At 44.1% G+C, this 12,289-nt stretch carries 9 protein-coding genes; 2 read left to right on the top strand and 7 right to left on the bottom strand.

All coding sequences use genetic code 11. The features are described 5' to 3' along the window. Positions 1 to 37: 37 nt before the first annotated feature. The 5 genes from serS to lrp all read right to left on the bottom strand — a co-directional run bounded on the left by serS (position 38) and on the right by lrp (position 7,372). Complete coding sequence (serS, locus tag OCT63_RS12630) at positions 38 to 1,345, bottom strand: serine--tRNA ligase (RefSeq protein WP_161686094.1); 1,308 nt, start codon at positions 1,343 to 1,345, stop codon at positions 38 to 40. A gap of 142 nt (positions 1,346 to 1,487) precedes the next feature. Beyond that, a complete protein-coding gene (locus OCT63_RS12625) occupies positions 1,488 to 2,843 on the bottom strand; it encodes a replication-associated recombination protein A (RefSeq protein ID WP_269983838.1) in 1,356 nt (451 codons plus the stop codon). Positions 2,844 to 2,907: 64 nt separating this feature from the next. After that, positions 2,908 to 3,504, bottom strand: coding sequence for an outer membrane lipoprotein chaperone LolA (gene lolA, locus OCT63_RS12620; RefSeq protein WP_046223800.1), 597 nt, complete (start codon positions 3,502 to 3,504; stop codon positions 2,908 to 2,910). A gap of 75 nt (positions 3,505 to 3,579) precedes the next feature. Then, the gene (locus tag OCT63_RS12615; RefSeq protein WP_060468042.1) at positions 3,580 to 6,714 is read right to left on the bottom strand and encodes a DNA translocase FtsK; all 3,135 of its coding nucleotides are present in this window, start codon (positions 6,712 to 6,714) and stop codon (positions 3,580 to 3,582) included. Between the two features lie 163 nt (positions 6,715 to 6,877). After that, positions 6,878 to 7,372: a leucine-responsive transcriptional regulator Lrp gene (gene lrp / locus OCT63_RS12610; protein WP_017057048.1), complete on the bottom strand. Its 495-nt coding sequence runs from the start codon at positions 7,370 to 7,372 to the stop codon at positions 6,878 to 6,880. 156 nt (positions 7,373 to 7,528) lie between these two features. Between lrp and ald the strand changes: the two genes are divergently transcribed. After that, a complete protein-coding gene (ald, locus tag OCT63_RS12605) occupies positions 7,529 to 8,653 on the top strand; it encodes an alanine dehydrogenase (protein WP_161686096.1) in 1,125 nt (374 codons plus the stop codon). A 157-nt stretch (positions 8,654 to 8,810) separates the two neighbouring features. On the opposite strand, the gene OCT63_RS12600 is transcribed toward ald, so the two are convergent. Beyond that, positions 8,811 to 10,013 carry a methyltransferase gene (locus tag OCT63_RS12600; RefSeq protein WP_060468045.1) on the bottom strand — a complete coding sequence of 401 codons (1,203 nt, stop codon included), beginning with the start codon at positions 10,011 to 10,013 and terminating at the stop codon, positions 8,811 to 8,813. Positions 10,014 to 10,161: 148 nt separating this feature from the next. Further along, positions 10,162 to 11,136, bottom strand: coding sequence for an HTH-type transcriptional regulator CysB (gene cysB, locus OCT63_RS12595; RefSeq protein ID WP_060468046.1), 975 nt, complete (start codon positions 11,134 to 11,136; stop codon positions 10,162 to 10,164). A 322-nt stretch (positions 11,137 to 11,458) separates the two neighbouring features. Here cysB and OCT63_RS12590 point away from each other — a divergent pair, with 322 nt between their 5' ends. Continuing rightward, complete coding sequence (locus OCT63_RS12590; RefSeq protein WP_060468047.1) at positions 11,459 to 12,223, top strand: hypothetical protein; 765 nt, start codon at positions 11,459 to 11,461, stop codon at positions 12,221 to 12,223. The last annotated feature ends 66 nt before the right edge of the window (positions 12,224 to 12,289 follow it).

Here is a 12,289-nt window from a genome sequence, read left to right as displayed (position 1 = left end):
GGCTGGGTTACAAAATTAATAGGACTCTAGGAGCTGCCTAACCAATGTGCGTTACGCCGCCCATGTATGGTTGAAGTACTGCTGGGATAGCAATACGGCCGTTAGCTTCTTGGTTGTTCTCAAGAATAGCAACCATAGTACGACCTACAGCAAGACCAGAACCGTTTAGTGTGTGCACAAGTTCAGGTTTCTTCTCGCCTTTACGACGGAAACGAGCTTGCATACGACGCGCTTGGAAATCCCACATGTTTGAACAAGAAGAAATCTCACGGTAAGTCTCTTGTGCTGGAACCCATACTTCTAAGTCGTAAGTTTTCGCAGAACCGAAGCCCATGTCGCCCGTACATAGAATCACTTTACGGTAAGGAAGTTCTAGAAGTTGAAGTACTTTCTCAGCGTGACCTGTTAGCTCTTCAAGCGCTGCCATTGAGTCTTCTGGCTTGGTGATTTGTACTAATTCAACTTTGTCGAATTGGTGCATACGGATAAGGCCACGAGTGTCACGACCGTAAGAACCCGCTTCAGAACGGAAACATGGTGTGTGAGCTGTCATCTTAAGTGGCAGTTCAGCTTCGTCAGTAATCGTGTCACGAACCATGTTCGTTACCGGTACTTCCGCAGTAGGGATAAGCGATAGAGTCTTAAGAGGAACATCACTCACTTGTTCAGTCAGCGGACTTGTGTGGAATAAGTCTTCGCCGAACTTAGGAAGTTGACCAGTACCGTATAGGCTATCGTGGTTCACTAGGTACGGTACGTACATTTCTGTGTAGCCGTGCTCATCAGTGTGAAGATCCAGCATGAACTGAGCAATCGCACGGTGTAGACGTGCAAATTTGCCTTTCATCACGATGAAACGAGAACCTGAGATTTTAACTGCGCTAGCAAAATCAAGACCGCCAGACATTTCGCCTAGATCTACGTGATCTTTCACTTCGAAGTCGTAAGTCTTAGGTTGACCCCAACGAGAAACTTCTACGTTGTCATCTTCGTCTTTACCATCTGGCACTTCTGCGTCAGGAAGGTTAGGAATCGACATGGTGATCGTTTCTAGCTCAGATTGAAGGTCAGCCAATGCTACTTTAGCTTGGTCTAGTTCTGCGCCTAAGTTGCCTACTTCTGCAAGGATACGCTCAGCTTCTTCATGGTCGCCTTTTGCTTTCGCTTGACCAATGGACTTCGATCGAGAGTTACGTAACGCTTGTAGCTCTTCAGTTTTCATCTGAAGGGACTTACGTTTTTCTTCAAGTTCACGAATTGTCTCTACATCAAGGGCGAAACCTCGACGTGCTAATTTTGCCGCTGTTTCATCCAGCTCAGCTCGAAGTAATTTAGAATCCAGCATTGCTAATCCTATGCTTTAGTTATTTGAATATTCAGTAGTTTGCTACTGAATCACTGCTAAACCCCTAAAACTGGTGCTATTTCGACCAATTATTAACGATTTAATTGAATTTTTATGACTAGGTAACGATATCCAAAAAAGACTACTTTTCATAGCGTTTTTGTGGGCTTTTTGCGTCCAAATCCGCCAGATAATCTAGCTTCTCGCCAATCTTGGTCTCTAAGCCTCGTTTTGTTGGGAAATAGTATTGCTTCTCTCCGATTTCAGGAGGCAAATACTTTTCGCCAGCCGCGTAGGCTCCCGGCTCGTCATGAGCATAACGATATTCTTGCCCATAGCCCATGTCCTTCATCAAAGTTGTCGGTGCATTTCGCAAATGATGAGGCACTTCATATTCAGGAAGGTTGTGCGCATCGGTTAACGCTTGTTTCCAAGCGGTGTAAACGGCGTTACTCTTTGGTGCACACGCTAAATAGACAACCGCTTGAGCAATAGCACGTTCCCCTTCCGCAGGGCCAATGCGAGTAAAGCAGTCCCAAGCCGACATCGCGACCTGCATCGCCCTTGGATCAGCATTACCGATATCTTCAGAAGCAATCGCCAATAAACGCCTAACGATATACAGAGGGTCGCAACCGGCGGCAATCATTCGCGCCGACCAATACAGAGCCGCGTCAGGGTTTGAACCACGAATCGACTTATGAACGGCAGAGATTAGGTCGTACCAAATATCGCCCTTGTTATCAAAGCGAGCGACTTTCTCACCAGCTACCTCAGCTAACAACTGCAACGTTATCGCTTTCTCGCCTTTGTCGTTGTCTTCTGCCATGTCATACAGCAGCTCAAGATAGTTGAGCGACATACGTGCGTCACCGTTGACCAGTTCAGCAAGGCGATCTAAGACGTTATCGGCAAAATTGGCAGACACATCACCCAACCCACGCTGTTTATCTTCGATAGCTTGGCAAATAACGAGGGAGATATCCTCAGTATTGAGAGAAGTCAGTTTGTAGACTCGCGCACGCGACAACAAAGCGTTATTCAATTCAAAAGAAGGGTTTTCTGTAGTCGCGCCGATAAACGTAACCGTGCCATCTTCGATATGAGGTAAGAACGCATCTTGCTGACTTTTATTAAAGCGATGGACTTCGTCCACAAACAGAATTGTTCTACGCCCGGCTTGCTTGTTTTCACGCGCTTTTTCAATCGCAATTCGAATATCTTTTACGCCCGAGGTTACCGCTGATACGCGTTCAACCTCTGCGCTCGCATAGTTCGCAGCCACTTCCGCTAACGTGGTTTTACCGGTGCCAGGAGGACCCCATAAAATCATCGAGTGAATATGGCCCGCTTCCAACGCTCTGCGAAGCGGTTTACCTGGACCCAATATATGCTGCTGACCGATGTACTGTTCAACAGTTTCAGGTCTCATACGAGCAGCAAGGGGACGAAAATCTTCGTCCCCTGCAAAATCTAAGCTGTAATTACTCAATTGCAATCTCTTGATTCGTTGATGGCATCAATGCCTATCGACTTACTACCAAACGATCTGTCAGTTTGGATCAATTTCTTTGGTCGTCGACCTCGACACCTTGCGGCGCCACAAAAGTAAAGCGGTCTGCTGCTGGCTTACCTAAGTCAACATTGCTAAAGGTAAACTCCCCTTTCTGACCATCTTGTTCAATCACATTAAAGCCCTGAACAATGCCCTTTTGGGTGATATTAATCTGGAAATCACCCTGATTAGAATCCACAGCCGTTGGCGTTAGCGTAAATTGATTACCAGTTTGCGCGACGTTGTAGTTGTCCCAATCGCTCTCTTGGTTGCGAGTCAGCAGTACAAAAGGCGTTTGTGATGTTGCTTGTTCTTGCCAGTAAATGCTCACTTGCTCAATGAACGGGCTGTAGTACCACAAGCTTTGGCCATCAGATACCAATAGGTTTTCATCAGGGAACGTAGTTTCCCAGCGGAATAAGCTAGGACGTGCAATCTCTACCGTGCCCTCACCTTCCATAACAACGTCACCATCAGGGCTAGTGACGACTTGTTTAAAGTCAGCACTAAAGCCAGCGTTCAATGCCAAGCGGCTACTCAACTCTTCTTTCGGAGAAGCAAACACTGAGAAGCTCATAAATAAAAGTGCGAATACTTTTTTCATCAATAATCCTGTTAAAACATAAGTCGGTCATATTTTCGATTTGACCGACTTAATGGGTATGAGTTCCTAGTGGAACTAATTTTTTGGTGGTGCTGGCGCTAAGACTTCTCGATTACCATTATGACCCGGAGCACTTACAATACCTTGCGCTTCAAGTTGCTCGACAATACGTGCGGCACGGTTATAACCGATCTTGAATCGACGCTGAACACCCGAAACTGAACCTCGACGTGAATGAACCACGTGCTCGACAACTTGATCAAACAAAGGATCAACTTCTTCATCGCCTTCCATTTTCTCACCCGGTAACAGTGCTTCTGGGGTTTGATCGCCGTTAGTAATCTCTTCAATATAGTTCGGTTTGCCACGTGCTTTCCAGTTATTCACAACCGCATGCACATCATCATCTGATGCAAAGGCACCATGTACACGAATGGTATGACTAGAACCCGGTGGTAAGTAAAGCATATCACCCATACCAAGTAGCGACTCCGCACCACCTTGGTCAAGAATGGTTCTAGAATCCGTTTTAGTCGATACGGTGAAAGCAACACGTGTTGGTATATTAGCTTTGATAAGACCTGTAATTACGTCTACAGATGGGCGTTGAGTTGCAAGAATCAAATGGACACCGGCTGCTCGCGCTTTTTGTGCCAAACGAGCAATCAGCTCTTCTACTTTCTTGCCCACTACCATGATTAAGTCGGCAAATTCATCAACGATCACCACAATGTAGGGCAGCTTTTCAAGCAATGGTGCTTCAGGGTCCATGCTGTCCCCCGGCTTCCATAATGGATCATGAATTGGGTGACCCGCATCAGCAGCCATCTTAAGCTTATCGTTGTAGCCTTTAATGTTACGAACACCAAGCGCCGACATCAGCTTGTAACGACGTTCCATTTCGCCTACACACCAACGAAGGGCGTTAGACGCATCTTTCATGTCAGTCACAACTTCAGACAATAGATGTGGAATACCTTCATATATAGACAATTCCAACATTTTCGGGTCAATCATGATGAAACGAACGTCTTCAGGTGATGCCTTGTAAAGCATACTCAAGATCATCACGTTCACACCTACAGACTTACCAGAACCAGTTGTACCCGCTACAAGAACGTGTGGCATTTTCGATAGGTCAGCAATCACCGCTTCACCTGCGATATCTTGCCCGAGGACTACGGTTGTTGGTGATTTCGCTTCTTGGAACTGAGTACTGCTTACCACATCTGAGAAGAATACCGTTTGACGACTCATGTTCGGTAATTCCAAGCCTACATAAGGCTTACCCGGAATAACCTCCACGACACGTACTGCCAATGCAGACAGCGAACGTGCTAAGTCCATTGAAAGCCCTGAGATACGGCTTACTTTCACACCGGGAGCCAAATCCAACTCAAATCGAGTAATCACTGGACCAGGGAAAATATCAACTACATCAGCCTTGATCTTGTAGTCCGCTAGTTTCGATTCAACCAGACGAGCAATCGCTTCTAGTGCGTCACGGTCGATAAAGGTTTCACGCTTTTCAGGATGGAACAACAATTCAAGTGTTGGCAACGGCTCTGCTGGCTTTGGCAAGTTCACATCTTGCTGAACTAAAAACGGATTTTGTGCCGCTGCCATATTAGCCTGTGCTTTAGACACTTTGCTTTGGAACGCAGCAACATCTTGGTCCTCATGTAAAGGCTCTTCTTCTGTCACTTCTTCCCAAGGAAGATCAACGATAGGATCTTGCCTTTGCTCTATTGATTTCGTAAGTTCAGACTGCTCTTGTCCATTAGACAAAGACTCCGGTTGTTCTGTGTTTTCGTCTTCTGCTCGTTCAATATCAAATTTTGAATTCGGTTCAAAGAACGGGTTTTCAGTCATATCAATAGGTGGTTCTTGCGCTGAAAACGCTTGTGACATTTCTCTTTGCTCATCCGCTGATGCAGCATACAACGACTCAGGTTGAACACCTTCTGAATCGAACTCAGTCTTTACTTTTTCTGTCCTACCCATTTCTGAGGCCGCATTATCAACGTCAATATCACTAGCAGCACTAACTTGTGACTGATCACTCTGCGCATATTCTTGGTATGAGGTTTGAGATTCGTGTGCACCCACCTGATCATGTTCAGCAAGATCATCTTCATACATAGCGGCACTTTCTAACTGTTCTATAGTCGCATTCAACTGTTTTGAACGCTCTACGCCCTCTTCCAATAACTCATTTGTATCTTGGACAGGGGGAACAAGGGGCTGCTCTACAGAGGCTCTCTCATTGTGGGCTGATGTTTTTTGTTCATTTGAGGAGGCAACCGTCTTATTAGGAGCCTCTACAGGCATGTGGATATTGTAATGGCGCCTTTGCGATGCAGTATCGTCTAACGTGCTTGTAGCAGTCTCTGAAGGCTCAGCTGTCGCAGGGAAACTCATTGCAGGATCAAAAGCGGTTTGATCTGCGTCTTTCGCGTCTTCAGTAAAAGATATATCCCGGTAAGTAGGCTCTTGATGACGCATTTCAAACCGATCTCGATCTGCCGACTCCTTCAACTCAGGTTCTAGCAGTTCTTGATCTTGTCCGCGTGCTCGATTGACTGCAGACGTAAAAAGTTTGAGCGCGCCTTCGCCTAGCCATTCAACAATACTTAGCCAAGAAATACCCGTTAATAGAGTAAAGCCAGCCCCCCATAAGAACAGGAGAACAAGTGTGCTACCAAGAATATTCAGAGTTGGAAGTGCAAGGCTACTTAGTACATCACCAACCACACCACCTGATGAAAAATACCAAATGTCGTCAAAATTGATATCCGCTAGACCACAACTAGTAAGAATCAGCACAGTAAGCCCAAGTAAGCGAGATCCCCATAACATGAAGTCTATCTGTTCATCTTCATTACGTTTTCGGAACAGCACCCATGCAGTAACCGTTACCAATATAGGTATCGGGTAGGCCAGAGAGCCAAATATAAAGAAAAGTGTATCCGCCAACCATGCACCTAGATAGCCACCCGCATTTTGAATGTCACCACCCCATGCCGTTTGTGACCATGATGGGTCTGCAGGACTAAAAGTTAATAACGCCACGGCAAGTAGAATAGAGAAAAGAACACCCAGTATGAGGCTGCACTCTTTTAGACGTTGAGAACCACTTAAACGAGGAGACTGAGGCTCTTCACTCGTTTTAATGATTGTTTCTACTTTATTACTGCTCTGCTTGAACATAAACCAACTTAATAATTGAACGAGATAAAAACACAGCGAGCGGACCAAGCCGCTCGTTTCAATGAAACTACTGTTGATTTAACCATATCAAACCAAAAAACCCAATTCCAGAAAGCAAGAAAGCGGAACAAAAGTCCGCTTTCTTTCATTTCATCAATTATGATTAACGAGTCTTAATCACAAGTTGATTAGTTTGTTTCACTTCTTCCATTACCACGTAAGTTCTAGTGTCGTTTACGCCTGGTAGACGCAGCAACGTATCACCTAATAACTTACGGTAAGCACCCATATCGGATACTCGAGTTTTTAGAAGGTAGTCAAAATCACCCGACACTAAATGACACTCTTGGATATCATCAAGTTTCTGAACAGCGGTGTTGAATTGCTCGAACACATCTGGAGCACCACGGTTCAACGTAATTTCAACAAACACTAAAAGTGAAGCATCGAGGTACTGTGGGTTCAGCAACGCTGTGTACCCATTAATGTAACCTTGACGTTCTAAACGGCGAACTCGCTCAAGACATGGAGTTGGAGAAAGTCCTACTCTTTTCGAGAGTTCAACGTTTGAGATACGACCGTCTTTTTGCAACTCATTAAGAATGTTGCGGTCAATACGATCTAGTTCCTTGGACGGCTTCTTATAATTGTCTGCCATTTTTTATTCCACCTTATTACTTCCTTGCAAAAAAATATACTACAACTTTTTAATATTCAGTATCAAATTTTATTTAAACCCATCTATACTAGCTATTAATTCGACAGAATTACCCTACACATAGATAAAACAACCAAAATAAAATAAGGAATCAGGATGATCATTGGCGTACCTAAGGAAATCAAAAACCACGAATACCGCGTTGGTATGACCCCAGCTAGCGTGAGAGAACTTATTTCACACGGCCACCAAGTTTTTGTAGAAACCAATGCCGGTAATGGTATCGGTTTTTCAGACGATGATTACATCGCTGTAGGCGCATCCATTCTTCCTACTGCTTCTGACGTTTTCGCAAAAGCAGAGATGATTATAAAGGTTAAAGAACCTCAAGCTGTCGAGCGAGCTATGCTTCGCGAGGGGCAAATATTATTTACCTATTTACACCTTGCACCAGATTTTCCACAAACTGAAGAGCTTATCAAGAGCAAAGCTGTCTGTGTAGCCTATGAGACTGTAACAGATAATATGGGTCGCTTGCCACTATTAGCACCAATGTCTGAAGTCGCTGGGCGCATGTCTATTCAAGCTGGTGCACAAACATTAGAGAAATCTAATGGTGGTTGTGGCCTTCTTCTTGGTGGCGTTCCAGGTGTTGAGCCGGCAAAAGTTGTTGTTGTTGGCGGCGGTGTTGTTGGTGCTAACGCAGCACGTATGGCTGTTGGCCTTCGCGCTGATGTTACAGTCCTTGACCGTAACCTAGATACACTTCGTCGCCTGGATGAAGAATTCCAAGGCCGCGCAAAAGTGGTTTATTCTACTGAAGACGCTATCGAGAAGCATGTTCTAGAAGCTGACCTAGTGATCGGTGCTGTACTGATCCCAGGCGCAGCGGCTCCTAAACTGGTTACTAAAGAGCATATCGCTAAGATGAAGCCAGGTTCAGCAGTTGTTGACGTTGCAATAGACCAAGGTGGTTGTTTCGAGACTTCTCACGCAACCACTCACGCAGACCCAACTTACATCGTTGATGACGTAGTTCACTACTGTGTTGCAAACATGCCTGGTGCCGTTGCTCGTACTTCTACTTCCGCGCTAAACAATGCAACACTTCCTTACATTGTTAAGCTAGCAAACAAAGGCTACCGCGAAGCACTTCTGTCTGATGAAGGTTTCCTAGAAGGTCTAAACGTCATTCATGGTAAAGTGACTTGTAAAGAAGTTGCAGAGAGCTTTGACCTAGAATACGTAGACCCAGCAGAAGCTATCGCAATGTTTAACTAATGATGTAGTGACTAACTGAGCGTACATCTTCTCGTTGAAGCGTCCAGTTAACCCACACATAAAAAGCCAGTCCGACATTTCTCGAACTGGCTTTTTTGTATCTATAGCACTATCGCTCGTGAACTATGATCAACGGCCTGTCTTATACTCGTGAGATTTACCGGTCGCTCTTAACACCATGAATCAACAGATTTCGAGGCGTGACACTGCGATCACAAAACTCTTCGATGCTTGCCTCATATCCTTGCTCTTGCAAGTAGATAGCGCGATCTAAAGCTAGCCATATCTCTAGCGGTCGCCTGAAAACTTGCTGAACCAAACTCAGCTTCTCCATTTCCCAGAAAAGTTTCTCGCCTTGAGCAAAATAGAACTCAAAATCGATATCCGTACCAAGTGGTAACTCTTTCACTTCAGATGCCCACAGGCAAAATGATTCAAACCCGTCAGATAGCTCTGATTTCTTGATGCTCGGTACTGGGATGTATTCATCGATATTTAGCTCAGCCTTAAGCAGTTGGCAAAAACCCAAACGATAACTCATCTCTAACTGACGATGTCGCTTTACTCTTTCACCACCAGTAACCGTTTCTTGAAGTGGGATTCGTAAATCACTCTTACTCAGTGTTAAAGCGGATTTTTTCGCAACTGATGACATTGGTTGGTATTTTTCGTCACGAATAAGGTGATAACAACAAGGTGAGATAGTGACTGCTGGTAGCCCGTGTGAGACCGACTTTTTAACCAACTCAACATGAAGGTCGCCACAGGCATGCAGTGCGACAGCGTGTTGATTTGGATTAAATACCTCATCTGCACTGTCAGAAAACGCATCACCTTGAACAAACATCATTTCTAAACGTTGTGAATCTGCAATCTTTTGCCCGCTTTCGCATAGTGATTGTTGCCACTCGAAGCTGGTCACTTTTTGCTTCGATTGTTGAGATAAGATACGACCGAGGAAGCCCTTTCCAGAACACCACTCCAACCACTCTTTGCCGTGGTGATGGTCAAGCGAAGCCTCGCCCATCGAAACAATCTGTTGTAGCTTTCTTCCCGGAATGCCATCTTCGGTACCTCGTGGAAGCGTTAGCCCTTTAAGTGCTGTGGAAGTGAACTGAATGCTTTGATTCGCTTCCTCTAACTCGGGAAGAAAACCAATAAGCTCTTCTACCAACACTTGAGGCTGTTCTTTAAGAATCTGAATATTCTCGATACTCAATCTATCCAACCAATCGACAAGCGGGCGATTCACATCAACCCAAGGTTGTTGCTGAGTTTGGCATAGGTGGAAAGGATCTGAACGCCAGTAAACTTGGTTCTCAAGCAGGAATGAATCGAGTGTTTTAAATCGTGAATGCATGCTTCCCCCTATGGTGCGAGGATTGTAGGGGTAAGAAAAAGAAATAGAAAGGGTCGATATAAAAAGAACAGCAAAGAAAGATAGAAATCAGAAAGAAAAACGGCCTGTATCTACAGGCCGAATAAGAATCTAGATTTGCACGATGGGATTAACGAACAGGTAGCTCGATATCTTTAAACATCTCTTCAATCTCTTCATTCGATTTCAAAGAAATCGCTTGCTCTACTACAGGGCGAGTTAAGTGCGGTGCAAAACGCTCCATGAAATCAAACATGTAAGAACGCAGGAAGGTGCCCTTTCTAAAGCCGATGCTTGTGGTGCTTGCACCAAACAGATGGCTGGCATCAATGGCCACCAAATCAGTATCTTGTTCTTGGTCGATGGCCATACTTGCAATAACACCAACACCGATGCCCATTCGAACATAAGTCTTAATCACATCAGCATCAGTGGCTGTAAATACCACTCGAGGTGTTAAGCCAACTTTATTGAATGCTGTATCCAGCTCAGAGCGACCAGTAAAACCAAATACATAGGTAACCAGAGAGTAAGCAGCAAGATCTTCGATAGTGATATTTCGTTTTTGCGCCAGAGGATGATCTTTAGTAACAACTATTGAACGGTTCCAATGGTAACAAGGCAGCATAATCGCATCTTGGTAAAGATGAAGCGCTTCCGTTGCAATTGCAAAATTAGCCGTACCCTTAGCAACCGCTTCCGACATTTGGCTAGGCGTACCTTGGTGCATGTGAAGTGATACTTTTGGGTAACGCGCCGTGAAGCCCTTAATTACATCAGGCAGAGCATAACGAGCTTGAGTATGTGTTGTTGAAATATTCAATGTCCCCATCTCAGGATGAGTGTGTTCACCCGCAACGGATTTAATACTTTCAACACGGGCTAAGATCTCTTGAGAGATACGAATAATATCTTCACCAGCTTGAGTAACCTGCGTTAAATGTTTACCGCTACGTTCAAAGATCTGAATCCCTAACTCATCTTCTAATAATCTAACTTGTTTACTAATACCCGGTTGAGATGTGTACAAACTCTCTGCTGTCGCAGAAACATTTAGGTTATGGTTTACAACCTCAACAATGTACTTCAGTTGCTGTAACTTCATATTTAACCCCGTAATCCTTTACTCATTTCTGTGATAACTTATTTGTAAAGGGAGCGTTATAGTCTCGTGTAATATAATTAATAGTTATAACGCCTCAAGCCCTAAAATGACAGAAATATTGAGTTTTTATAGGTTAAAAAACAATAATACCAATAACGCTTTGCAACCTACTCCTCATTCTCATACATTAGTTAGTAAGTTTTGATTGCCGATTACGCTCAACAAGAGATAATGATAAATTGCAATTTACGAGTGCCGATACGCCATGGAATCGTGTATCCTTTCTAGTTAGCTATAAAAAACAACAAGCAGACACAAATATATGAATATTGGTTTAATCATTGCCTTAGTAGCCGTTCTTTTGGTGTTAGTTTTAGGCTACAACATCATGCTTCAATATAAAGTTAAGGTAGAAACAGCAAAGAAGCAGGAAGCTTCTCGTTATCTAACCATTATTGACGGAACAGAAGAGTTGATTGGCAATGCTCATCACATGCCTTTTAGCCAAGATCTTCTTGTATGCTTAAATAATCGAATTCTTGATGCATTGGAAAACATGTATCAACTCGACCCAAAAAATAAGCAACTAGCTCAACGCATCGAAAGCGTAAAGCAACAAATCACTCAGCTCAAAGAGAACTATCAAGGTGGCGAGAGCACTACTTTTCGAGTTCCAAGCAGTGACAAGCAGGCGATCATGATGCTTAAATTAGTTAAGCGCCTACGCGATACGGTGCGTAACGAGCACAATAAAGGCCGCTTCGAGACTCAGGCTTATGTAGTAGAAAACGCTCGTCTAGAAACGATTCAGATCCGCATCAACATCGAGAACGTTATTAAACGTGCAAATGACTCTATCTCTCGTGGACAACCGGGAACGGCGATTCAGTTACTACGTAAAGGTATAGATGCACTAGCAACCAAAAACGATGCATATTCTAATCAAGCAAAAGAAAAGCTTCAGCAGATGCTAAACGACCTTGATCAGAAGCGCCTAGATAAAAACGCACAAGATTTACAACAAATAGAATCTAAAGAGCGTGATGACGATATGGATGCCCTCTTCGGTCAGAAGAAGAAGTGGTAAGAGTTTAACTAAAATGCTTAAAGGCCACTTTATCTATAGTAAATAAGTGGCCTTTTTTGTGCCTAT

It is taken from the genome of Vibrio sp. RW (genome assembly GCF_027587105.1).
GTDB classification, from domain to species: domain Bacteria; phylum Pseudomonadota; class Gammaproteobacteria; order Enterobacterales; family Vibrionaceae; genus Vibrio; species Vibrio toranzoniae.
This window is presented reverse-complemented; position numbering and strand designations above follow the sequence as displayed.

Excerpts from the sequence above, each read along its gene's own strand:
- ald (WP_161686096.1), top strand. The coding sequence starts at position 7,529 with ATGATCATTGGCGTACCTAAGGAAATCAAAAACCACGAATACCGCGTT.
- lolA (WP_046223800.1), bottom strand. The coding sequence starts at position 3,504 with ATGAAAAAAGTATTCGCACTTTTATTTATGAGCTTCTCAGTGTTTGCT.
- serS (WP_161686094.1), bottom strand. The coding sequence starts at position 1,345 with ATGCTGGATTCTAAATTACTTCGAGCTGAGCTGGATGAAACAGCGGCA.
- OCT63_RS12590 (WP_060468047.1), top strand. The coding sequence starts at position 11,459 with ATGAATATTGGTTTAATCATTGCCTTAGTAGCCGTTCTTTTGGTGTTA.
- cysB (WP_060468046.1), bottom strand. The coding sequence starts at position 11,136 with ATGAAGTTACAGCAACTGAAGTACATTGTTGAGGTTGTAAACCATAAC.
- OCT63_RS12600 (WP_060468045.1), bottom strand. The coding sequence starts at position 10,013 with ATGCATTCACGATTTAAAACACTCGATTCATTCCTGCTTGAGAACCAA.
- OCT63_RS12615 (WP_060468042.1), bottom strand. The coding sequence starts at position 6,714 with ATGTTCAAGCAGAGCAGTAATAAAGTAGAAACAATCATTAAAACGAGT.
- lrp (WP_017057048.1), bottom strand. The coding sequence starts at position 7,372 with ATGGCAGACAATTATAAGAAGCCGTCCAAGGAACTAGATCGTATTGAC.